Source organism: Cyclobacterium sp. SYSU L10401 (genome assembly GCF_010993705.1).
GTDB lineage: Bacteria > Bacteroidota > Bacteroidia > Cytophagales > Cyclobacteriaceae > Cyclobacterium.
Map to the genome: position 1 here is coordinate 463,416 of NZ_WOFO01000001.1, position 23,088 is coordinate 486,503.

Here is a 23,088-nt window from a genome sequence, read left to right on the forward strand (position 1 = left end):
TTGATTTTTTGTGGGTTACCGGTTTCTATTCCTAAAATATTTCGTAAATTTGCAGTCCGTTCGGGTGAACGGTTCTTCCCAAGGGAAGGTATTCTTCATAAAAACCTCAGCCAGATGACCCTAAGGCTGTTGAAAATCAGGGTTATATCATTTAATATGTCAAATCAAGAAGATTTTAACTGGGAAAAATTCGAAACCAAGGGTTTTGGAGAAGGCTACACCAAGGCGGAAAGGGCCGAAATGGAAAAGCTGTATGACAAAACGCTTACGGAGATCACCGAAAAGGAAGTCATTACCGGCACGGTAGTAGGCATCAACGACAAGGACGTGATCATCAACATTGGTTTCAAATCCGATGGATTGGTACCCTTGAATGAGTTCCGTGATGTAGAGGACTTGAAAATCGGTGACGAGGTAGAGCTTTTCATTGAGGAGCAGGAAAACTCATTGGGTCAATTGGTGCTTTCCCGAAAAAAGGCCAAGATGGTCAAAGCCTGGCAGACGATCGAGGAGGCCCTGGAGCAGGACAATGTCATAGAAGGATTGGTGAAGAGAAGGACCAAAGGTGGTTTGATCGTAGATATTTATGGGGTAGAGGCATTCCTTCCCGGTTCACAAATAGATGTGAAGCCTATCAGGGATTTCGATATCTATGTAGGTAAGAAAATGGAAGTGAAAGTGGTAAAAATTAACCACGCCAACGATAACGTGGTCGTTTCTCACAAAGTACTGATCGAGAAAGACCTTGAAAAACAAAAAGCCGAAATCCTGAACAACCTGGAAAAAGGTCAGGTACTGGAAGGTGTGATCAAAAACATGACCAATTTCGGTGTATTTATCGATTTGGGTGGTGTAGACGGACTTTTGCACATTACCGACATTTCATGGGGCAGGATCAACCATCCCGAAGAAGTGCTTAACCTGGACGATAAGGTTCAGATTGTGGTGCTTGATTTCGATGATGACAAGAAAAGGATTTCTCTGGGCATGAAGCAGCTGACTGCCCATCCCTGGGATTCACTTTCTGCCAACCTTGAAGTGGGATCAAAAGTCAAAGGGAAAATTGTCAATGTGGCCGATTATGGTGCATTCCTGGAGTTGGCTCCCGGCGTAGAAGGATTGATCCACGTATCAGAAATGTCCTGGTCTCAACACCTGAGAAATCCGGCCGACTTTGTGAAAGTAGGTGATGAAATTGATGCAGTGGTATTGACCCTGGACAAAGACGAAAGAAAAATGTCCCTGGGAATCAAACAACTGACCGAGGACCCCTGGACCAAAGCAGAGATGGGTACCAAATATGCCATCGGTACCAAGCACAAGGGTATCGTCAGAAACCTGACCAACTTTGGCCTATTCCTGGAATTGGAAGAGGGAATCGATGGTCTGGTACACGTATCTGACCTTTCCTGGACCAAAAAGATCAAGCATCCTTCTGAGTTTGTGAAAGTTGGCGATGAGCTGGATGTTATCGTATTGGAGTTGGATCTGGACAGCAGGAGACTGGCACTGGGTCACAAGCAGTTGGAGGAAAACCCCTGGGATACCTTCGAAAGCGTGTTCCCGATCGGATCTACACACAAATGTTCCATCATTTCAAAGAATGATAAAGGAGCCGTGTTGGAGCTACCTTACGGCCTGGAAGGATTTGTCACCGCCAAAAACCTGGAGAAGGAAGACGGAACCCAGGCTGAGGCCGGAGAAAGCCTTGATTTCAGGGTGATTGAATTCTCCAAAGAGGACAAGCGCATTGTGCTGTCTCATACCGCTACTTTCAAGGAAGAAGCCATGCCTAAAGTAGCGGCTAAGAAAGCGGCTACAGGCACCAAGAAGAAAGCTACAGGATCAGATAGCAGTGCCGGAGGAGAGAAGTCTACCTTGGGTGATTTGGATGCCCTGACGGCCCTGAAAGAAAAAATGGACCAGTCCAAAAAATAATTGCAATAGAATTTTGATTAAAAAAGCGCTTCCCGGTTTCGGTCAGCGCTTTTTTTGTTTTTGGGACTGAAAATAGGTGAAAAAAATAGTGCACCACAGATAGCACAGATTCCCGCTGATAAAATAGTGAATAATAGGTGCCAATTTCTTGACTTACACGTGTTTTATTTTTATACGTAAAAAGACCACTATGAACACCAAATTGACCTTGAACCTTAAAAAGTCTGTAATCGAAAAAGCAAAAGCTTATTCAAAGACGCATAAAAAAAGCCTGTCGAAGTTGATAGAATCTTATTTATCTACATTAACTGACAGCAATGATGAAGATCCTGAAATCTCCCCTTTGGTCAAAAGCTTGTCAGGTATCATTGAGCTGGATAGGGATTTTAATTACAAAGAGGCCTATTCTGATTATCTGTTAAATAAATATAAGTGACAAATCTTTTTATAGACACCAATATTGTTTTAGATGTATTGGCTAAACGCCATCCATATTATTATTTCGCCGCAAAACTACTTACCCTGGCTGATAGAAAGTTGTGCGTACTATCGGTTACATCATTGACTCTGGCCAATACCCATTATGTATTGGCAAAATTGAAATCGGCTAATCAATCAAAGGAAGTTTTGAGAAAGTTGCGGTTAATGCTGCAGGTTTTATCGCTTGATGCTAAAGTGGTGGATTTAGCATTAAACGACGAGGATTTTAATGATTTTGAAGACGGGCTGCAATATTATGCCGCGTTGGAAAACCGACAGGATGTGATCCTTACCCGGGATATAAACGGGTTCAAATCATCCCGGATTCCCGTAATGACCCCTCAGGAATTCCTGGCTTCCTTACCCTAGATAAAAATCCCAAACTTTCATGAATAAAAGGTAATAGGAGGGAGACTGAAAAAAACCAGGCTTTATATTAGCCGGTACTTCAAACGTCGAATTAGGAATTACTCTATAAAATCAAATGCATGTTATTTTTAGGGCAATAAAAAAGCATCCCTTTTGGGGATGCTTTGGAGGTCGAGAGCGGATTCGAACCGCTGTACAAGGTTTTGCAGACCTCTGCCTAGCCACTCGGCCACTCGACCTTTTACTTAAACGAAGCGCAAATTTAGGCATAATTACTTCCGAATTCAAATACCTGCTGTTAAAAATATTAATTTCATGAACAGGGTACTTTTTTGATTTAAATTTCAAATTTTCAATTTCCATTCAATAACAGGTAAATTTTATTCGGCAAATATTGACAAATAGAGGTTATTTATAACGGTTCTAAATTAAATATTTACATAGAAGCCCCTTTATAAGATACTGAAATACAAATAATTACAATGATTATACAATTTTAACCCGATGATTTGGAGCCTGCTTCAGCAAGTTTGAAAAATAGAACTTGGGTAGTACATTTGTGGGGAATTTGAATTGCACTGAGGTAATCTGAAAAAAGTATATATAACTATGTCGATCAAGCGCTCATTAAAAGGGGTTTCAATTCGCCAATATCACCTGCTGGTTCTGTTTTTCCTGTTTCTGGGAGCGCAAGCCTATGCGGTAGACCCCGAAGTTCCGGAAAGCGAAGATGCTATCTCCGCCGGGGAGTCAATTTTTAATGCCAACTGTAAAACCTGCCATAGGCTGGATCAAAAACTTATCGGACCGGCACTCCGCGGGGTTACTGACCGCAGGGAATTGGACTGGACTAAAAAGTTTATCCTGAACTCTCAGGCCGTCATCCAAAGTGGAGATGCTACCGCAGTTGCTCTTTACAAGGAATACAACAACACGGTCATGCCAGCCATGGACTTTTTGAGTGATGGTGACCTGATGAACCTGTTGGCTTACATCGAATATGGAGATAAGGCAGATCCGGAAGCGGAAGCAAGTGCAGGTGGCTCAGCTACCGGTGAAGGCGGTTCGGGAGGGGGAATCCCCAGCGAATACCTGACCATCATTCTGGTAGTATTGGTTATTGTGCTGATCCTCGTTCTGGTGGTTTTGGGCCTGATTGTTTCTGTATTGACCAAGTACATGAACAACAGCGACAAGCTGGATGAGGAAGACAAGGAGTTTATTAACCAGAAAACTGACTACCTGGGGATATTGAAGAGCGACGGTTTTATCCTGATTGTCACCACCATTGTCCTGGCATTTGTAGTCAAGACTGCCATTGACGGGTTGTACACGGTGGGTATTCAGCAGGGATATGCGCCTGCCCAGCCCATCGCCTATTCCCATGAATTGCATGCCGGCCAATATGAAATTGAATGCCAATATTGTCATACCGGGGTTGAAATTGGCAAATCTGCCAATATTCCCTCTGCCAATATCTGTATGAACTGTCACATGCACATACAGAATGTGGAGGGTAAGGAAGGTATCTCCCCTGAAATAGCCAAAATTTATGATGCAGTTGATAACAACCAACCGATCGAGTGGGTAAGGGTACACAATCTTCCCGATCTGGCTTACTTTAACCATTCCCAGCACGTAGCTGTAGGAGGCGTAGAGTGCCAGACCTGTCATGGTCCCATCGAAGAAATGGAAGTGGTATATCAGCATAGTGCCCTGACCATGGGTTGGTGCATTGACTGTCACCGCAATACCGAGGTCACTACTCAGGGAAATGAATATTACGATAAACTCGTGCAATTGCATTCCGAATCCAAAGATGCCTTGAAGGTCAAGGACATTGGTGGCCTGGAATGTGCAAAGTGTCACTATTAAATCTTTACGAACATTCTTTTCTTTAATATACAATGAAAGAAAATAAAAAGACATATTGGAAAGGGTTAGAGCAGTTGACAAACGATCCCGAGTTTGTAAAAAACGCCGATCAGGAATTCCCTGGCTTTACCTCTAAAAAAAATCAGACCGAAGAAGGATCTTCCTCCAGAAGGGACTTTCTTAAAATGATGGGCTTCAGTGTTGCGGCTGCTTCTCTGGCGGCTTGTGAGGCTCCGGTAAGAAAGGCGATCCCTTATGTAAATAAGCCTGTCGATATCAATCCTTCCATACCCAATTATTACGCATCTACATTTGCCAATGGTGGCGACTATGCTTCAGTGGTAGTTAAAACCAGGGAAGGACGCCCCATTAAAGTAGACGGCAATGCGCTTTCTCCTATCACCCAGGGAGGGACCAGTGCCATTGTGGAAGCTTCAGTGCTGTCACTATACGATAAGGCCAGGCTCACCGGACCACAGATCAACGGCCAATCTGCTGATTGGGCCGCCCTTGATGCCGATTTGGGTAGCAAGCTGGCATCTGCTGGATCCATAAAGGTCGTTTCCAATACCATTTTATCTCCAGGTACCGAAAGGGCCATCAGCCAAATGGCAGAACGTTTTGGGGATGTGGAACACATTACCTATGATCCGATTTCCAGCTACGGTATCACAAAGGCCAGCGAGACCTATTATGGGACTAAAATGCTTCCTTCCTACCACTTTGACCGTTCGAATGTAATCGTTAGTTTTGGAGCGGACTTTTTGGGCAGCTGGATTTCTCCCATAGAATTTGCCAAACAGTACAGCAAGGGAAGAAAGATTTCCAAGGAAAACCCCAATATGTCCAGGCATTTCCAGTTTGAATCCACCCTTTCCCTTACCGGAGCAAATGCAGATTACCGTACGCCCATCACAGCTTCTCAAAGTGGACTGGCTGTTTTGACCTTACACAACCTGATCGCCCAAAAAGCTGGTGCCAGTACCGCAGGGGGAAATAACCTGGATTTGCCATACCTGAGCAAAGCTGCAGAGGAACTTTGGGCCAACAGGGGTAACACTTTGGTGGTGTCCGGATCGAACGATCCTCATGTGCAGGTGCTGATTCATGCCATCAATGAATTGTTGGGCAATACCGGAAGCACGGTAGATTTTGAAAATCCCGTACATTACCGAAAGGGGGACGATAGCCGCATGAGTCAATTTATTAGCGAACTCAACGCAGGTCGTATAGGAGCAGTGATCTTTTACAATTGCAACCCGGTATACGATTTCGGAGGAGGACAGGCATTGGCTGAAGCCATAGCCAAGGCTAAGGTATCCGTGTCTACTTCTGAAGTGAAAAATGAAACAGCTGCCCTGGTACAATACCTTGCTCCGGACCATCATTACCTGGAGTCCTGGAATGATTTCTACCCAAAAAAGGGCATGTACAGCCTGGCTCAACCGACGATTTCTCCCCTGTTTAATACAAGGCAGGCACAGGAAAGCTTTTTGAAATGGGCAGGGAATAACACGAGTTATTATGATTTTCTACAGGAAGACTGGCAAACCCTTTTTGAAGGGCAGCAGGAAATTGCCGACTTTCAGTCTTTCTGGGACAAATGCCTGCATGACGGGGTTTACCAGGTAAGCACCACGGAAGAGGAAGCCTCCGAAACCTTGACTCCTGCAGGAGATATCAGTGCAGCGGTTTCAGCCATAGGCAGCACCTACAAGGCGCAGGGCTCTGGTGCTGAATTGGTGGTCTACACCAAGGTTGGAATTGGCTCAGGAGCCTTTGCCAACAACCCATGGTTACACGAAATGCCCGATCCCATCTCCAAAGCCACCTGGGACAATTACCTGACGGTATCCCAGAAATGGGCCAATGAGAATGGTTTGAGTATGAAGGAAGGAGCCACCCAGATGGCCAGTGTTACGGCAAACGGTGTTTCCTTTACCGTACCTGTATTGGTACAGCCGGGTCAGGCTGAAGGCACTTTCGGCCTGGCATTGGGCTACGGGCGTACTGCTGCAGGCAGGGTAGGCGATGGTCTTGGTGTCAATGCCTATGCGCTATTAGATGCCGGTAAAGGTTTTGTAAGCTATGACATTACAGAAGGGGTAGAGATTAGCCTGACCGGCGAATCCTACAGTATCGCACAAACCCAGACCCATCAAACCTACATGGGCAGGGATTTTGTGATCCAGGAAGCTACTTTGGGAGAATATAAGGAAGATGCCAGCGCCGGGCGTTACCGCCCTGAAATTTATAAAGACGGAGAATTTATAAAGCCAAGTAAAATCTCCCTTTGGTCCGGGCACAAATACAGCCAGCACCATTGGGGACTGGCGATCGATATGAACTCCTGTATTGGATGTGCAGCTTGCACCGTGGCCTGCCAGGTAGAAAACAATGTGGCCGTGGTAGGTAAGCAGGAAGTGCTCAACCGAAGGGAAATGGCCTGGATCAGGATTGACAGGTATTACAGCTCGCCGGTGGAAGCTACCTCCAATAAAGAACTGGAACAGGCGGCCGATAACCCGGAAGTTACTTTCCAGCCGATGATGTGCCAGCATTGTAATAATGCACCATGTGAGACGGTTTGTCCCGTGGTAGCCACCACTCATAGCTCTGAGGGTTTAAACCAGATGACCTACAACAGGTGTATCGGTACCCGCTATTGCGCCAACAACTGTCCCTATAAAGTACGGCGGTTCAACTGGTTTAAATACCATGATAACAAAGACTTTGCTGGCGTGAATACCGCACAGAATGATGATTTGGGTAAAATGGTATTGAATCCTGATGTGACGGTAAGGGCAAGGGGAGTGATGGAAAAATGCTCCATGTGTGTACAGCGCATTCAAGCCGGTAAACTGGCTGCCAAGCGTGATAAAAGGAAAGTTAAGGATGGCGATATAAATGTGGCCTGTGCGGTAGCCTGTCCTACAGAAGCCCTTGTGTTTGGTGATATGAATGATCCGGAGTCTAAGGTATCCAAAATGCTGAAGATTGAAGAAAATTCAACCGAGGCGATCAAAGAGGTGAATGAAGAGCGGGCCTATCATGTATTGGAAGAAATCAACGTCAGCCCGAATGTTTGGTATTTTACCAAAATCAGAAACAAGGACAAAAACGAAGCTTAAAAATAAATCAGATAAATATGCAGGTTACTTCACCCGTACGCGAGCCGCTGGTTACCGGCGGTAAGACATACAAGGACGTTACCAATGATATTGCCAGGCAGGTCGAAGGAAAGCCGACCGTAGGCTGGCTGCTTGGACTGGCGGTTTCACTTGGTGCACTTTTGATTGGCAGTCTGGCCCTGGTAGCTACCCTTTGGGAAGGCATAGGCATGTGGGGATTGAACAAGACCGTTGGCTGGGCCTGGGATATCACCAACTTTGTTTGGTGGGTAGGTATCGGTCACGCCGGCACGTTGATCTCAGCCGTATTGCTGCTTTTCAGACAAAAATGGAGAACTTCCATTAACCGTGCAGCGGAGGCCATGACTATTTTTGCCGTAATTTGTGCGGCACTTTTCCCCTTGATTCACATGGGCAGGCCTTGGATAGGAGCCATTTGGGCCCTTCCACTTCCCAATACTTATGGATCGCTTTGGGTAAACTTTAATTCTCCCCTGCTTTGGGATGTATTCGCCATATCTACTTATTTTTCTGTTTCCCTGGTTTTTTGGTACATCGGTTTGATTCCCGATTTTGCTACCATCAGAGACAGGGCTACCGGATTGAGGAAGACGATTTACGGGGCATTGAGTTTTGGATGGGACGGTGCTGCCAGGACTTGGATGAGGTACGAAAGTGTCTCCCTGATATTGGCCGGTCTTGCGACTCCTCTGGTACTGTCTGTACACACCATCGTATCCTTTGACTTTGCCACTTCGGTGATTCCCGGTTGGCATACCACTATTTTCCCTCCCTATTTTGTGGCTGGAGCCATATTTTCCGGTTTTGCCATGGTATTGACCCTGATGATAGTTACCCGCAAGGTCTTTAAGTTGGAGGATTACATAACCATTGGCCACATAGAGCTGATGAATATCGTGATTATCATTACCGGTTCCATTGTAGGTATCGCTTATATTACGGAGTTTTTTATGGCCTGGTATTCCGGGGTTGCGGCAGAGCAGTATGCCTTTGTAAACCGGATGTTTGGTCCCTACTGGTGGGCTTACTGGTCCATGATGACCTGTAATGTGATTTCTCCACAGCTTTTCTGGTTCAAAAAAATCAGAACTTCCATAGCTGCTACCTTTATTCTTTCATTGGTGGTAAATATTGGCATGTGGTTCGAAAGGTTTGTAATCATTGTTACCTCCCTACACAGAGATTTCCTTCCTTCTTCCTGGGTAATGTTTTACCCCACGATTACGGATGTGGGCGTTTACCTGTTTACCTTTGGCTTTTTCTTCACAGCATTCTTATTGTTTGCCAAATTTTTCCCGGTGATCAATATGGCGGAAGTAAAGGCTGTTCTGAAATCTTCATCTGAAAAAACAATTAAGTAATCATGGAAAGAGACAAGCATTTTATCCTGGGGATTTTTGATGACGAGGATATCCTTTTGTCCGCCGTCAAAGAAGTAAGGGCTGCAGGAGTTAAGATCCACGAAGTATTTTCTCCCTATCCTGTACATGGCCTGGATGAAGAATTGGGTTACTCCAGAAGCCGGCTTCCTATAGCTGCATTTTTGTTTGGCTTGTTGGGAACCACCCTGGCTTTGACCATGCAGTTTTACATGATGAAATTTGACTGGCCGATGATCATTGGGGGCAAGGATTATGCTGCTTTCCCTGATTTCATTCCTGTTACCTTTGAGTTGACAGTGTTGCTGGCAGCCTTCGGTATGGTAGGTGTTTTTATGATCAGCAGTAACCTGAAGCCCTGGGGCCAACCGCGAATATTTGATTTGCGAAGCACCGACGACAAACACATCATGGCCATAGATATTGCCAGTAATGGATCAGTAGATCTGGAGCAAATCAAAGATGCCCTGAAAGCATCTGGAGCGACGGAAGTGAACAGTAAAAGTTTTGAATAAGTAATCTGTAGCAAATGAAAAGAATAGCATTCATATATTCCATAGCTGTAGCAGGCATATCGCTGGGATTGGCTTCCTGTAATGCTGAAGGTGATTACCCGGGAACCGAGTATGCCCCTCAGATGTATCACTCGATTCCTTATGAGCCGTTATCCCAGATAAGAAACGAAGAAGAAGGTATGTGGCTTTCCAACCGGGAAGATGAAAAGGGGGAATTTTATAATAGCAATCCCAATAATCCTTATGGAATGACCATGAGAGAGCCTGTTGCCAATACGGTGCCCAGGTCCACAGACGGCAGCTTGCCGTACAGGTTGAGGGTGGCAGATCTGGAAGGAGCTGCTCTCGTTGAAAACCCCATAGAACTTGACGACCAGGTATTGGCGGAAGGACAACAACTTTATTTGCAATATTGCACTTCCTGTCATGGTGCAGGCGGGGAAGGTGACGGAAAAGTTGGAGCAGTGATTGGCGGTGTAGCCAACCTGAAAGGCGGAGCGTATATTGACTTGCCGGAAGGCCATATTTTCCATGTGATTACACACGGCAAGGGTAGAATGGGTGCACATGCATCCCAGATTCCTGCAGACAGAAGGTGGAAAATCGTACACTATGTTAAACAAGAAATTCAAGCGCAATAATGGCACAGGCAAGCAACTATAATTTGGATCAAAAATTTGATTTTACCCCGGCGGTAAAAAAGGTTATTTTCTTCCTGGGAGGTCTGGGTGCAGTACTTTTACTGGTTGGCATCATTGCCGCTGCTCTGGGAGGAGACCATGGTGCCGGGGAAGATGGCGGACATGCTTTTCACTGGACCAAAAGACTATACGCTAACCTGTGGATCAACAACGTGTATTTTACAGGCATCGCCATTATAGGAGTTTTCTTTTTTGCTATTCAATACGCTGCTCAGGCAGGCTGGTCAACTGCCTTGCTCAGGATTATGATTTCATTTGGCAACTGGCTGCCTATCGCAGCGGTACTGATGTTGGCTACTTTCTTTGTTGCCAACCACGACTTGTTCCACTGGACCCATAGTTATATTTTCGATAAGGCAGATCCGGCTTATGACAGAATCATTGATGGAAAAGGAAACTTTTTCTACTGGCCCATGGAAAAGGGCAGCTTTCCCATCTTTTACATTGTCAGGATGGTGCTGTTCTTTGGTTTTTGGATTTTCTTTTTCAACAAATTGAAAAGCCTGTCCTTTGAAGAGGATTTAAATGGTGGTACTTCCTATTGGTATACCCTTAGGAAATGGTCTGCTATTTTTCTTGTGTTTTTCGCCGTATCCTCCTCTGTGAGTGCCTGGGATTGGGTTTTATCGATTGATACCCATTGGTTTTCCACTTTGTTTGGCTGGTATGTATTTGCTTCCTGGTTTGTTGCCGGTTTGTCTGCCATTACGCTGGTTACCATCTTCTTAAAAGACCAGGGATACCTGGAAATGGTCAACCAAAACCACATCCATGATCTCGGAAAATTTGTTTTTGCCTTTTCTATTTTCTGGACCTATATCTGGTTTTCTCAGTTTCTTCTGATCTATTATGCCAATATTCCTGAGGAGTCCGTGTATTTTATCGAAAGGCTATCCAGCGACGTGTATGGACCGTATATATTTGTAAACATAGTATTAAACTTTGTTTTACCCTTTCTTGTTCTTATGACAAGAGATGCAAAAAGGCACAACATCTTTCTCAAATTGGTTTGTACCCTCATCATCTTTGGTCATTGGGTTGATTTCTTTCTAATGGTTCAACCGGGAACACTCGGTCATAACGGAGGAGTTGGATTAATGGAGTTGGGAATGTTGCTGGTTTATGGAGCTGCCTTTGCTTTTGTAGCTTTGAGTAATCTTGCCAAGCAGAATCTGGTTCCTAAAAACCATCCCATGCTGGAAGAAAGTTATCATCATCACATTTAAAAATTACCGAAACAGTTATAAATTATGTACGGACTTCTTATTTCTATAGGTGTAATACTCCTGATCCTGGTGATTTGGATGGTATATAGGATTCAAACCTTGATTTCGGTAGCCAAGGGTTCTGATAAAAAGATTGCTACCACCAGTAACAAGGTAAATGCCTTCTTGATGATGTTTTTCCTGATAGGTTGTGGGGTACTGATGTTTTGGTATTCCATTAAGGAATTTGACAATTATCAGTTGCCTATAGCTTCTGAACATGGTCTGGTGACTGACAAGCTTTTTTGGATCACCATGGCGGTAACCGGCTTTATATTCATTCTTACCCACATTTTACTGTTTTGGTTTAGCTATCATTACCAATACAGTGAAGACAGAAGAGCATCTTACTATCCTGACAATAACAAATTAGAAATCATTTGGACCCTGGTGCCGGCGGTAGTTTTAACAGTTTTGGTCGTATCCGGCTGGAAAGCCTGGTCAGACATTACCGCTCCTGCCCCTGAAGAAGCCCACGTGGTAGAAATTATGGGATACCAGTTTGCCTGGGATGTCAGGTATGGGGGAATGGACAATACTTTGGGAGATTATGATTATCGGCTGACCAATGCCACCAATTCCCGAGGAATTGATTTTACAGATAAAAATTCCTTTGATGATTTCCCTTCACAAAATGTGGTGATACCTAAAGGTGAGCCGGTCTTGTTTAAAATCCGGGCCAGAGATGTATTACATTCTGTTTTTGCCCCGCACATGCGTTTGAAAATGGATGCGGTACCTGGTATGCCTACCCGTTTCTGGTTTGTGCCTAACAAGACTACAGAGGAGATGAGAGCTGAGCTGGGAGATGAAGAGTTTGAATATGAAATTGCCTGTACCGAGGTCTGCGGAAATGGTCATTTTTCCATGAGAAAGGTAATACGTGTAGTAGAACCTGATGAATACAGGGCCTGGGTAGCTGAACAGACACCATTTATCAAGAGTAATCCTGATTTGATAGCTGATCTACCTGCTGATTTGAAAGAATTAGCGGAAATATATATAAACGAAGAATAATATCATTGATAAAATTTAGATAACATGGCAGTAGCAAACGTATCGGCTCACGATGTGTCCAATCATGACCATCATGACCATGAGCACAAAGATAACTTCATCACGAAGTATATATTCTCCACTGACCATAAGATGATAGCCAAGCAATACCTGATTTCAGGTATGTTTTGGGCCTTCATTGGGGGTCTGCTTTCTGTGCTTTTCAGGTTGCAATTGGGTTTTCCTGAGATGGACCTTTCTTTTTTGAGGCCCATTTTAGGTGGCTGGATTGATGCCTCCGGGAAACTGGATCCAAATTTCTACCTGGCTTTGGTCACCATGCATGGTACCATCATGGTATTCTTTGTATTGACAGCAGGTTTGAGTGGTACTTTCTCTAATTTTCTGATTCCGCTTCAGATAGGTGCCAGAGATATGGCCTCCGGATTCATGAACATGCTTTCCTACTGGTTCTTCTTTGTTTCCGGAGTGATCATGTTTGCTTCCCTTTTTCTTGAAAAAGGACCGGCTGCAGGTGGATGGGTAGTATATCCTCCCTTGTCTGCCCTCGAACAAGCCATTCCTGGATCCGGGATGGGAATGACACTTTGGTTGATTGCCATGACCTTTTTTATTGCGTCTTCATTACTTGGAGGGATAAATTACATCACCACCGTAATTAATTTGCGAACCAGGGGCATGTCATTTTCCAGGTTGCCGCTCACCATTTGGGCTTTCTTCCTGACAGCCGTTATTGGTTTATTGTCATTCCCGGTATTGTTTTCTGCTGCACTTCTATTGGTCTTTGACAGGAGCTTTGGTACCAGTTTTTATCTTTCAGATATTTACATAGGGGGTGAAGCACTTCCAAATACCGGAGGCAGTGCGGTGTTGTACCAGCATTTATTCTGGTTTTTAGGTCACCCTGAGGTATACATTGTATTGCTTCCGGCACTGGGGATTACTTCAGAGATTATCGCTACCAATTCCAGAAAACCAATATTTGGTTACAAGGCCATGATCATTTCCATGTTGGGCATTACCATATTGTCCTTTGTAGTATGGGCACACCACATGTTCGTATCGGGCTTGAATCCTTTTCTGGGTTCCATATTCATGTTCCTTACCCTGATTATTGCTGTTCCGTCTGCGGTTAAGGTATTTAACTACCTGACTACCCTTTGGAGGGGAAATTTGAGGTTCACACCTGGAATGTTGTTTTCTATTGGCCTGGTATCTTTCTTTATCTCCGGTGGATTGACAGGCATTTTCCTGGGTAATTCCGCTATCGATATTCAGTTGCACGACACCTATTTCGTTGTAGCGCACTTTCACCTGGTCATGGGATCCGCGTCTTTCTTTGGCATGATGGCTGGAGTGTACCACTGGTTCCCCAAAATGTTTGGCAGGATGATGGATGAGAAATTAGGTCATGTTCACTTCTGGCTTACTTTCGTTGGGGTATACATGGTATTCTTTCCCATGCATTACATTGGTATCGCTGGCTTCCCCAGAAGGTATTACAGTTGGACAAACTTCTCCTTTTCGGACATGTATACTGATCTGAACATGTTCGTTTCGGTAGCTGCCATCATCACCTTTTTTGCCCAGTTTATATTTGTATTTAATTTCTTCTACAGCATGTACAAAGGAAGAAAGGCATCGGCCAATCCATGGCAGTCCAATACCCTGGAGTGGACCACTCCAATTCATCCTGGCCATGGTAACTGGCCAGGAGAGATTCCTGCGGTGTACAGGTGGCCGTATGACTATAGCAAGCCTGGAGCAAAGGAAGATTTTATTCCTCAAACGGTACCTTTATCAGCTACGCCTGAGTCGAACCTTCCCCATGAGAATAAGCTCGTGCAACTGGAGAAAGAAATCATGGCTGAGGAAGGGGATGTATTGGTAGCCAATGAATCAAAAGAATCTTAATCATATTCAAAGTTTCCGTAGGATAAGTTTTATCACCACGGCAGCTGTTTTCTTTCTTATTCTGGTCGGGGGAATTGTCCGAAGCACTGGTGCTGGCATGGGATGCCCCGATTGGCCAAAATGTTTTGGGAGCTGGGTTCCACCTACTTCGGTGGATCAGCTCCCAAAAAATTATGATGAAATTTATGTGGCCCAAAGGGTGGAAAAGAATGAACGTTTTGCTTCCCTTTTGGATAATTTAGGTTTCTCAGCCCTGGCTGAAGAAATCGAACAGGATGAAAGTATCCTGGTACAAGAACCTTTCAATGCGACCAAAACCTGGATTGAATATGTCAATCGGTTGATTGGTGCACTTATTGGCTTATTGATCATTTTGACATTTGTCTACTCGGTACGATTGCGTAAGATTGATCCCAAAATATCCCTTCTGGCTTTCATTTCCCTTGTTTTGGTGATATTTCAGGGTTGGTTGGGATCTATAGTGGTTTCTACGAATTTGTTGCAATGGATGATCAGTGTTCACATGATCGTTGCCCTGGTTTTGGTTTGTTTGTTATTGTATATCTATTTCCGATCCGGGACGCTTATTAGTGGAAATAAGGAACAAATTGTTTCCGTAGGGAATAAGTTTTCCATTTATCGGTTGGTGATGGGTTTGGGAATTTTCTTAATGATAGTTCAAATCATATTGGGGACACAGGTAAGGGAGCATATTGATGTGATTGCGGCAGACTTCGGCTATTCGAATCGGTTTTCCTGGATAGCGGAATTGGGTTTTACCTTTTATGTTCACAGGTCCTTTTCGCTGGTTTTGCTTGGTTTACATTTGTTCCTTGCTTATCAGTTTTATCGAAACAAGGATATTAGCCATACAATCCAAAAGCAATTTAATTGGTTGTTGGGTTTGTTGTTGTTGGTTATCCTGTCAGGCGTCTTGATGGCTTATTTTGGTATTCCTGCGTTTATCCAGCCTTTACATTTGCTTCTTGGTTCTCTGATCATTGGATTTCAATATTACATTTGGCTTGAATTGGGTTTGCTAAAAAGGCAGCCTAAAAATATTGCTTTGGTATGAGTACATTAGATTTATCTGAAAAAGTTATTTTTGACACCATTGCGGTGAGGTTACGTGCTTACATGGACTTGCTAAAGGTAAGGTTATCGGCATTGGTGACCTTTTCCGCCGTGTTTGGATTTATATTGGGTCATTCTGGTCAGGTATTTTCCTGGAGCACTTTTCTGGCATTAATTGCGGGAGGTTTCCTTGTAAGTGGTGCCTCCGGTGCTGCCAATGAGATCAAGGAAAGGGATTATGATAAGCTCATGAAGCGCACGCAAAACAGACCCCTTCCCATGCAAGTCATTTCCGTTAGAGAGGCTTATTGGTTTACCATTATAGCTGCCACTCTGGGTATATTGCTTTTGGGCTATTTTACCAATTGGCTGACTACAGGATTGGGTGTCTTGAGCATGATTTTGTACGTATTCGTATATACTCCATTAAAAAGAGTTGGCCCTATAGCTGTATTGGTTGGAGCTATACCGGGAGCCATGCCTCCGCTTTTGGGCTGGACGGCTGCTACAGGTAGCATATCCTATGAAGCGCTGATCATATTTGGTATACAATTTATCTGGCAATTTCCTCATTTCTGGGCGATTGCCTGGGTGAGCGATGAAGATTATAAAAAAGCGGGCTTCAAATTGTTGCCTTCCGGAGGACAGAAGGATCTGAATACGGCGATTCAGATCATGATTTATACCTTGTTTTTATTGCCGCTTGGTTTACTGCCTACCTATTTTGGTTTTACCGGGCTAAACTCAGGCGTGGTGGCTACAATATGTGGGGTGTTATTTCTGGCGCAGACCTTTTCATTGATGAAGGATTGTTCCAGAAAATCAGCCCTAAAAATCATGTTCGGGTCTTTCCTGTATTTGCCGATCGTACAAATTGCTTATTTATTGGATAAAATTTAGACTGGAATGGAAGAGAAATTAGCATTTGTAGAAGGGGCCGAACAGCCCCTGTCCATGCATCCGAAGAAATTTGCCCTGTGGCTTTTTATCGTAAGTGTGGTGATGATCTTTGCTGGAATGACCAGTGCCTATATTGTCCGGCAGTCTGAAGGCAACTGGCTTGAATTTGACTTGCCTGACGTTTTTTGGTACACTTCAGCCATCATTGTGCTCAGTAGTATCAGCATTCACTGGTCTTTTCTGTCAGCAAAAAAGGACGATTTCAACTCACTTAAGATTGGATTGATCGTTACTACAGTTTTGGGATTGGGTTTCCTGATAGGGCAATGGTACAGTTGGGTGGCTCTGGTAGCACAGGATGTTTATTTTGTGGGTAACCCGGCAGGGTCATTTATGTATGTTTTTACCGGATTGCATGCAATACATCTGATTAGCGGTGTGATTTTTCTAATTATTGTATTAATTTCGTCTTTAAGAAATAAGATTCATTCTCAAAATATGCCACAGTTGGAAATGTGTGTGACCTATTGGCATTTTTTGGGGGGCCTTTGGCTGTATTTGTTCATGTTTTTGCTTTTAAATCATTAAAATATAAGTTAATTTATACCATATGTCTTCGACTGCTATTGAAATCCAATCAAAAAGAGGTGTTTGGGGTGGTGGAAATGAACCGCTAAAGGCCAGCTATGGAAAGCTCATGATGTGGTTTTTCCTGCTCTCTGATATTTTTACCTTTACGGCCTTCCTGATTACCTACGGAGCCATCCGGGTCAGTTATCCTGCTTACGGAGGAGAGGCGGCTGATTTTGTGAGCTCCAATGAATACTGGCCCATTCCAGAAATGATCTTTGATGCCATTCCTTTGGTTCATGGAGGGCATTTTCCATTGGTCTTCGTCGGACTGATGACCTTTATTTTGATACTTAGTTCTGTGACCATGGTACTGGCAGTGGAAGCCGGACACCGTAATGATAGGAAAGATGTGGTGAAGTGGATGCTTTGGACCCTGTTGGGCGGGATTACTTTCCTAAGCTGTCAGGCCTGGGAGTGGTCGCACTTTATCCATGGTACAGACGAAGGGTCCATGCTTACCTATGTTAATTCTTTGGGCAACGTGGTTTCCGAAACCGTCTATGGGGCAAACCTGCTTGTGAATGAATACGGGCCTGCTCCTTTTGCTCAATTGTTTTTCTTTATCACCGGATTTCATGGTTTTCACGTGACCATTGGGGTGTTCTTATTGTTTCTCGCCTTCTATCAGGCAGCTGTTGGAGTCTATGAAGAAAGGGGACATTATGAAATGATTGAAAAGATCGGACTATATTGGCACTTTGTAGACTTGGTTTGGGTATTTGTATTTACCTTTTTCTATCTGATCTAGCATATTTAAAGCATATTTGACTTATGGCACAAGAAAATAAACACGGACTGGAAGTAATTCCAAGAGATTCCGCTAAAATCAAAAAAATCTGGATGACAGCTTTGATCCTTCTGGTGGTAACAGCTGTAGAATTTTTACTTGCCTTTACCATGGAAAGGGGGATGTTGCTATACATCATCTTTATTGTACTTACCATAGTGAAAGCCAAGTATATCATGATGGAATTCATGCACCTCGGGGATGAAGCCAAGCCTTTGTTTTATTCCATTATTGTTCCATTGATCTTTTTGATTTGGTTGATAATCGCCCTTTTCAGGGAAGGTACAGACATCTTTTTGATGCGCTGGTAAATGCGGTAAATAAATGTCAATATATGAATGGTTGGAGTGGAATCTTCAACCATTTTTTTTGTTATAACTTATATGAAAATGTTGCGGTTTATTCAGGTCATGGTGTTGATCTGTGTGTTGATGATTCCGGTATTGATTATCCTGTTTTTAAGGGGGTTCACATCCAATGAATATGATATTCCGATATTGTATGAGCAAGGCGTAGAAGATCCCTATCAGGAATGCGATTATGGGGATAATACCGGGCAGCATTATATTCCTGAGTTTTCTTTTACTGATCACCTGAACAGACGGGTGGGAAAGGAAGATATGGAAGGGAAAATTACCATTGTTGACTTTTTCTTTACCAGCTGCCCCAGCATTTGTCCGGTGATGTCAGCTGAGATGGAGCGGGTTCAGGATGCGTTTCGGGAGGAGGATAAGGTACAAATTTTCTCTATTAGTATAGATCCTGAATACGATTCCCCTGAGATTCTCGCAGATTATGCTGAACGGCACCTGGCGGAAAAAGACAAGTGGTATTTTCTTACTGGAGACAAAGGACTGACTTATGAATTGGCCCGTTGTGGTTTTGTTTTGCCTACCATTGATGGGGCAGGTAATCCGGAGGACTTTATTCATAGTGATAAATTCGTATTGGTAGATGAATTGGGAAGGATCAGAGGTTATTACAGTGGTACACAGAGGGAAGGTGTTGACCAATTGATATTGGAAACAAAAATTTTGCTATATGACAAATGACAATGCAAGCATTGAAAAGCAGGATACTGCCATTACTGGATGGATTACCTTCATTTCTGTTTTGGTGCCTATCCTGGTGGCTATTCTGCTGTTCATGCCATCTAAGGTAAACATTGGCGAGGAATGGGTATATTTCCTTCCTCATCTTAATGCTGTGATCAATACCGCTGCTACCATAGCTTTGTTGCTAGGTGTATATTTTATCAAACAGGGTAAAATCACCTGGCACAAAGTGTCCATGACTACAGCCTTTGGTCTCGGAGCAGTGTTTCTTATCAGTTATGTGATATATCATGCGGCAGCAGATAGTACTTCCTTTGGAGGAGAAGGTTGGATCAGGGGAGTTTATTATTTTCTCCTGATTACCCATATCATTCTCGCTGCCGTAGCCTTGTTTCCTATTTTGTGGGCCTATTATTATGGCTACACCGGCAAATACAGCAAACACCGGGCTGTAGTCAGGTATGCCTTTCCCATTTGGTTATATGTGACCGTTACCGGAGTGATTGTGTACCTGATGATCAGTCCTTACTATAACCATTGATTCCGGTGGCACATGTTGAAAGAACTTTATTTAACCCGAAACCGTTTATTTACCGATGAATAAGCTCAAAAAATTTCTGTTTGGTCTGTTTTTGTTTTTGGTAGGCACACTGCAAGAATCTATGGCCCAATGTGCCATGTGCCGGGCTACCATAGAAAATAATGTTAGCAATGGTGATACCACGGTTGGAGCAGGGTTAAATCTGGGGATCTTGTACCTGTTTGTTGCTCCTTATATTTTATTGTCCGTTCTGGCCTATATTTGGTATAAAAATGCCAAAAGAAAGAAGAAACTTTCTTTTTGATATTTGTGTGCACTGAATGCCTGATAATTTTTCTTTTTTATTCCTGTCGAAGTTTTTTTATTGATTTGTTTTTGATGAGCAGATTAGAACAGATTTTGCTTGTAAGCTGCTAAATAGAGTTTTGCTGATCCTGTATGCTTAAGAAAAGAAGGTTAATTCTGATCGTTTCTATTCTCCTTTTGGGGACAGTGCTATCATTGAATTTTTTTCTGGATAATGGGAAATCGGATGAGCCGGAATTACACCTGTCAAAATTGGAAGAAAGATTGGCTGAGGTAATCAAAGGATTTGATGCCGATTACATCAGTATTATAATGGAGAACAGGTACAACAGTGAGATCGCTTTTTCCTCTTTGAATGTTCCGCACGAGTACCCCTTTTACCTTTTTTCTGAAGAGGGGGAGCTTGTTTACTGGTCGGATATAGAAATGGTACCGGATTTTGAGAGCATCTCGGTTTCCAAAAAGTACCAGCTTATAGACAATAGCCGGGGCGTATATTTCAGCAAACTAAAAAAAATCACCCGCAACGATAATCCCTATTGGCTGCTGCAAGTGCACCCATTGATCAGCAAAGTGGCCATAGAAAATGAATACCTGAACAATGGGATCAATGAGGATACTTTCGGGAATGACCGTTTCGTCTTATCCAATCAAAGCAAGGAAGACTATCAGGACGTCCATTTCGAAAAGGATTATTTATTTTCCATCCTTTTCCGGGTAGGGTACAGTCCGCCCGGCTACTCCATCAATTCTACCCTTCTGGTATTTTTCTTTTCGCTTTTGGGCCTGGCTTTGATTATCGGGGGCGACTTTGTATACACGATTTGGACCAAAGGAAGGAAATTATTGGCCACACTTTATACCTTTCTGATTCTGGGCTGTATCCGGGTTTTGATGTTGCTATTCAACTTTCCCAATGATTTTTTTCAGGCCGGAATATTCGATCCTGGATTGTATGCCTCCTCCAGAATCAACCCCAGCCTGGGAGATTTGCTGCTAAATGTCATTTGTTACCTGATCGTTTTGAGCATGGTGATTGCCATCTTGGGGCATAAACGGGTACTATTTAATTTTATCCAGTTCAGGAAAAAATATGCAGATTGGATTCATTTATCCGCTGCCTACCTGCTTTCCACCCTGTTGATGTTTTCATTTTTTTTCCTTTACATGAATATCGTGGAAAATGCACAGTGGAACCTGAATATTGAGTCCATTCCCAATTTCAATTACCATAAAGCCATCAGTCTTTTTGTTGTTTTTCTGGGTGGAGCCGGCTACCTGTTATTTTCTATAATCGGATTAAATATGGTCCTCTATAAGAAGGACAATGACATATTTTATCCCCTGAAGGTCCTGCTGGTTTTCTCACTCCCTGTCTTGGCCGTTTTGGTGGCCTGGAATTTTATTTTACTGGTTTCTTTTATTGCTCATTTGATCCTCCTGGTCTCCATCATAAGTTTCAGGTTGTATGACAAATTGTTTAAGCTGGAATTCAACACCTTCTTAACCTTCTTTTTTGCCTGCCTGGTGGGGGCGGTGATTACCGGAGCAGCATCCTTTCATCACGAAAGGAATGATGAAGTCCGGTCCAAACAGAAATTTGCCAACAACATCATGCTTGACAAGGATGTAATGGGTGAATTTTTATTGGAGGACATCATGAGCAGGATTGAGGCTGATCTTTTTATCCAAAACCGGATTGCAGATCCCCTGCTGTCCAAAGAACCGATTGAAAGAAAATTAAGGAAAATTTACCTAAGCGGATATTTTGATCAGTATAGCCAGAAAATAGCCCTCTACAATCCTTCGGGCCAGCACTTTTCTAACAAAGAGGATGAACCGGATTTGGAGGAGTATAAAATTAAATACATGAATAGCGATTATGCTACTCAGGTACATAACCTTTTTTATGTCAGGTCTACGGAAACCAATATGGGGAACAGGTTTGTATCTTTTATCAAAATTCAAAAAGAAGATGCTTTTCTGGGTACCCTTGTCATAGAATTGAATCAACAACAGATGGAATCAGGAAAAGCCTTTCCCAAATTGTTGATGGACAATAAATATGCTTCCAACTACATAGAAAATGATTTTGATTTTGCCATTTTTGACAATGGGGTGTTGGAATACAGTTCGGGAATGTACAGCTACCGAAGTGCAGACATAGAGGAGATCCTTCAAAACCAAAACCTGTATAAAAAAGGAGTACATGCCAGTGGATTCCACCATTTTGGCGTACAATTCAACGATAAGGTTATTGTCATTACCTCTTCCCAATACCCTAATAATTATATCCTTGCTGATGTGGCCTTCTTTTTTGTTTGTTATTTGATTTTTACACTGATTTCCATCAGTATTTTTCTCCTATTGGCTGGAATCAATCAGCTTCGTTACAACTATGCCACCAAACTTCAGTTGTACCTTAACTTTGCTTTCTTTTTCCCCATGTTGATCATCAGCGTGATTTCGGTGGGCTTTCTGAGCCATTCCTACACAGAAGACCTGAACCGTCAATATTTTCAAAAAGCGGGTATCATTCGTGACAACCTGGGCAGGAGTCTTAGCGGAAATCAGTTTGACGGTTTGAATAAGGAGGAACTCAACGATGAACTCTATGCGCTGGCTAGTGCAACGGATACGGACATCAATCTTTACCTTCCAGAGGGGAAGTTGATGGCCACCAACCAACCCGCCATCTTTGACAAGAAAATTCTCTCCCAATACCTGCATCCCAGCGCTTACGCAGCCATTATTGAATCCATGGAAAACCGGCTTTTGCAAACCGAATGGGTGGGTAACATGCAATTTAAAACGGTCTATCTGGCGCTGAAACATGCGGAAAGTCAAAAACTGCAAGCCATCATTGCCATTCCCTTTTTCGAGGCAGAGGAAGAATTGAACCTGATGATTACTGAAGTATTTAGTAATATCCTGATCATTTTTGTGGTAATGTTCCTTATATTTTTGGTAATCTCCTACTTCGTTTCCAAACACCTCACCCAGCCATTCCGATTGCTTACCCAAAAGCTGAAGGAAACCAACCTGGAAAACAATGAATACATGGTTTGGCCTTCGAAGGATGAAATTGGTTTGCTGGTCAACGAATACAATAACATGCTGTTCAAGCTGGAAACCAGTAAAAAGGTACTGGCTTCCAATGAAAAGGAATCTGCCTGGAGAGAGATGG

At 43.3% G+C, this 23,088-nt stretch carries 20 protein-coding genes and 1 tRNA gene; 20 read left to right on the forward strand and 1 reads right to left on the reverse strand.

The features are described from left to right. Nucleotides 1–156 precede the first annotated feature (156 nt). From rpsA to GL182_RS01920, 3 genes are all read left to right on the forward strand, one after another. Entirely contained in the window at nucleotides 157–1,938 is a 1,782-nt protein-coding gene (gene rpsA / locus GL182_RS01910; RefSeq protein WP_163377868.1) for a 30S ribosomal protein S1, read from the forward strand. 190 nt (nucleotides 1,939–2,128) lie between these two features. Then, entirely contained in the window at nucleotides 2,129–2,374 is a 246-nt protein-coding gene (locus GL182_RS01915) for a DUF6364 family protein (protein WP_163377869.1), read from the forward strand. Next, nucleotides 2,371–2,787 carry a type II toxin-antitoxin system VapC family toxin gene (locus GL182_RS01920; protein ID WP_163377870.1) on the forward strand — a complete coding sequence of 139 codons (417 nt, stop codon included), beginning with the start codon at nucleotides 2,371–2,373 and terminating at the stop codon, nucleotides 2,785–2,787. Before GL182_RS01915 ends, GL182_RS01920 begins: the two co-directional genes overlap by 4 nt. A 165-nt stretch (nucleotides 2,788–2,952) precedes the next feature. On the opposite strand, the gene GL182_RS01925 is transcribed toward GL182_RS01920, so the two are convergent. Next, nucleotides 2,953–3,026 (reverse strand) — tRNA-Cys (locus GL182_RS01925). Between the two features lie 370 nt (nucleotides 3,027–3,396). Here GL182_RS01925 and GL182_RS01930 point away from each other — a divergent pair. The 17 genes from GL182_RS01930 to GL182_RS02010 form a co-directional block, all read left to right on the forward strand. Beyond that, the gene (locus GL182_RS01930; RefSeq protein ID WP_163377871.1) at nucleotides 3,397–4,662 is read left to right on the forward strand and encodes a c-type cytochrome; all 1,266 of its coding nucleotides are present in this window, start codon (nucleotides 3,397–3,399) and stop codon (nucleotides 4,660–4,662) included. 32 nt (nucleotides 4,663–4,694) lie between these two features. Beyond that, nucleotides 4,695–7,793, forward strand: coding sequence for a TAT-variant-translocated molybdopterin oxidoreductase (locus GL182_RS01935; protein ID WP_163377872.1), 3,099 nt, complete (start codon nucleotides 4,695–4,697; stop codon nucleotides 7,791–7,793). Between the two features lie 17 nt (nucleotides 7,794–7,810). Beyond that, nucleotides 7,811–9,175, forward strand: a complete 1,365-nt coding sequence (nrfD, locus tag GL182_RS01940; RefSeq protein WP_163377873.1) for an NrfD/PsrC family molybdoenzyme membrane anchor subunit — start codon at nucleotides 7,811–7,813, stop codon at nucleotides 9,173–9,175. A gap of 2 nt (nucleotides 9,176–9,177) precedes the next feature. Beyond that, a complete protein-coding gene (locus GL182_RS01945) occupies nucleotides 9,178–9,708 on the forward strand; it encodes a DUF3341 domain-containing protein (protein WP_163377874.1) in 531 nt (176 codons plus the stop codon). A gap of 14 nt (nucleotides 9,709–9,722) precedes the next feature. Then, nucleotides 9,723–10,349: a c-type cytochrome gene (locus GL182_RS01950; RefSeq protein WP_163377875.1), complete on the forward strand. Its 627-nt coding sequence runs from the start codon at nucleotides 9,723–9,725 to the stop codon at nucleotides 10,347–10,349. Next, nucleotides 10,349–11,635 carry a quinol:cytochrome C oxidoreductase gene (locus GL182_RS01955; protein WP_163377876.1) on the forward strand — a complete coding sequence of 429 codons (1,287 nt, stop codon included), beginning with the start codon at nucleotides 10,349–10,351 and terminating at the stop codon, nucleotides 11,633–11,635. Before GL182_RS01950 ends, GL182_RS01955 begins: the two co-directional genes overlap by 1 nt. A 24-nt stretch (nucleotides 11,636–11,659) precedes the next feature. Continuing rightward, on the forward strand, nucleotides 11,660–12,691 hold the full coding sequence (locus GL182_RS01960) for a cytochrome c oxidase subunit II (protein ID WP_163377877.1): 1,032 nt from the start codon (nucleotides 11,660–11,662) through the stop codon (nucleotides 12,689–12,691). A 24-nt stretch (nucleotides 12,692–12,715) separates the two neighbouring features. Beyond that, the gene (locus GL182_RS01965; RefSeq protein WP_163377878.1) at nucleotides 12,716–14,605 is read left to right on the forward strand and encodes a cbb3-type cytochrome c oxidase subunit I; all 1,890 of its coding nucleotides are present in this window, start codon (nucleotides 12,716–12,718) and stop codon (nucleotides 14,603–14,605) included. Next, entirely contained in the window at nucleotides 14,586–15,680 is a 1,095-nt protein-coding gene (locus tag GL182_RS01970) for a COX15/CtaA family protein (RefSeq protein ID WP_163377879.1), read from the forward strand. The genes GL182_RS01965 and GL182_RS01970 overlap by 20 nt, the downstream gene beginning before the upstream one ends. Then, the gene (cyoE, locus tag GL182_RS01975) at nucleotides 15,677–16,579 is read left to right on the forward strand and encodes a heme o synthase (protein WP_163377880.1); all 903 of its coding nucleotides are present in this window, start codon (nucleotides 15,677–15,679) and stop codon (nucleotides 16,577–16,579) included. The genes GL182_RS01970 and cyoE overlap by 4 nt, the downstream gene beginning before the upstream one ends. Before the next feature lie 6 nt (nucleotides 16,580–16,585). Further along, on the forward strand, nucleotides 16,586–17,167 hold the full coding sequence (locus tag GL182_RS01980) for a heme-copper oxidase subunit III (protein WP_163377881.1): 582 nt from the start codon (nucleotides 16,586–16,588) through the stop codon (nucleotides 17,165–17,167). 22 nt (nucleotides 17,168–17,189) lie between these two features. Beyond that, nucleotides 17,190–17,960, forward strand: coding sequence for a cytochrome c oxidase subunit 3 (locus GL182_RS01985; protein WP_163377882.1), 771 nt, complete (start codon nucleotides 17,190–17,192; stop codon nucleotides 17,958–17,960). A gap of 23 nt (nucleotides 17,961–17,983) precedes the next feature. After that, the gene (locus GL182_RS01990; protein WP_163377883.1) at nucleotides 17,984–18,310 is read left to right on the forward strand and encodes a cytochrome C oxidase subunit IV family protein; all 327 of its coding nucleotides are present in this window, start codon (nucleotides 17,984–17,986) and stop codon (nucleotides 18,308–18,310) included. A gap of 72 nt (nucleotides 18,311–18,382) precedes the next feature. Next, a complete protein-coding gene (locus GL182_RS01995; RefSeq protein ID WP_163377884.1) occupies nucleotides 18,383–19,051 on the forward strand; it encodes an SCO family protein in 669 nt (222 codons plus the stop codon). Then, complete coding sequence (locus GL182_RS02000) at nucleotides 19,041–19,595, forward strand: DUF420 domain-containing protein (protein ID WP_163377885.1); 555 nt, start codon at nucleotides 19,041–19,043, stop codon at nucleotides 19,593–19,595. The genes GL182_RS01995 and GL182_RS02000 overlap by 11 nt, the downstream gene beginning before the upstream one ends. Nucleotides 19,596–19,650: 55 nt before the next feature. Further along, the gene (locus GL182_RS02005) at nucleotides 19,651–19,899 is read left to right on the forward strand and encodes a hypothetical protein (protein ID WP_163377886.1); all 249 of its coding nucleotides are present in this window, start codon (nucleotides 19,651–19,653) and stop codon (nucleotides 19,897–19,899) included. Between the two features lie 134 nt (nucleotides 19,900–20,033). Continuing rightward, nucleotides 20,034–23,088 (forward strand): methyl-accepting chemotaxis protein (locus GL182_RS02010; protein ID WP_163377887.1); only part of this gene is annotated, 3,055 nt, incomplete at its 3' end.

What these genes read in the sequence shown, in the direction of transcription:
- rpsA (WP_163377868.1), top strand. Translation starts at nt 157, where the DNA reads ATGTCAAATCAAGAAGATTTTAACTGGGAAAAATTCGAAACCAAGGGT.
- GL182_RS01915 (WP_163377869.1), top strand. Translation starts at nt 2,129, where the DNA reads ATGAACACCAAATTGACCTTGAACCTTAAAAAGTCTGTAATCGAAAAA.
- GL182_RS01930 (WP_163377871.1), top strand. Translation starts at nt 3,397, where the DNA reads ATGTCGATCAAGCGCTCATTAAAAGGGGTTTCAATTCGCCAATATCAC.
- GL182_RS01935 (WP_163377872.1), top strand. Translation starts at nt 4,695, where the DNA reads ATGAAAGAAAATAAAAAGACATATTGGAAAGGGTTAGAGCAGTTGACA.
- nrfD (WP_163377873.1), top strand. Translation starts at nt 7,811, where the DNA reads ATGCAGGTTACTTCACCCGTACGCGAGCCGCTGGTTACCGGCGGTAAG.
- GL182_RS01945 (WP_163377874.1), top strand. Translation starts at nt 9,178, where the DNA reads ATGGAAAGAGACAAGCATTTTATCCTGGGGATTTTTGATGACGAGGAT.
- GL182_RS01950 (WP_163377875.1), top strand. Translation starts at nt 9,723, where the DNA reads ATGAAAAGAATAGCATTCATATATTCCATAGCTGTAGCAGGCATATCG.
- GL182_RS01955 (WP_163377876.1), top strand. Translation starts at nt 10,349, where the DNA reads ATGGCACAGGCAAGCAACTATAATTTGGATCAAAAATTTGATTTTACC.
- GL182_RS01960 (WP_163377877.1), top strand. Translation starts at nt 11,660, where the DNA reads ATGTACGGACTTCTTATTTCTATAGGTGTAATACTCCTGATCCTGGTG.
- GL182_RS01965 (WP_163377878.1), top strand. Translation starts at nt 12,716, where the DNA reads ATGGCAGTAGCAAACGTATCGGCTCACGATGTGTCCAATCATGACCAT.
- GL182_RS01970 (WP_163377879.1), top strand. Translation starts at nt 14,586, where the DNA reads ATGAATCAAAAGAATCTTAATCATATTCAAAGTTTCCGTAGGATAAGT.
- cyoE (WP_163377880.1), top strand. Translation starts at nt 15,677, where the DNA reads ATGAGTACATTAGATTTATCTGAAAAAGTTATTTTTGACACCATTGCG.
- GL182_RS01980 (WP_163377881.1), top strand. Translation starts at nt 16,586, where the DNA reads ATGGAAGAGAAATTAGCATTTGTAGAAGGGGCCGAACAGCCCCTGTCC.
- GL182_RS01985 (WP_163377882.1), top strand. Translation starts at nt 17,190, where the DNA reads ATGTCTTCGACTGCTATTGAAATCCAATCAAAAAGAGGTGTTTGGGGT.
- GL182_RS01990 (WP_163377883.1), top strand. Translation starts at nt 17,984, where the DNA reads ATGGCACAAGAAAATAAACACGGACTGGAAGTAATTCCAAGAGATTCC.
- GL182_RS01995 (WP_163377884.1), top strand. Translation starts at nt 18,383, where the DNA reads ATGAAAATGTTGCGGTTTATTCAGGTCATGGTGTTGATCTGTGTGTTG.
- GL182_RS02000 (WP_163377885.1), top strand. Translation starts at nt 19,041, where the DNA reads ATGACAAATGACAATGCAAGCATTGAAAAGCAGGATACTGCCATTACT.
- GL182_RS02005 (WP_163377886.1), top strand. Translation starts at nt 19,651, where the DNA reads ATGAATAAGCTCAAAAAATTTCTGTTTGGTCTGTTTTTGTTTTTGGTA.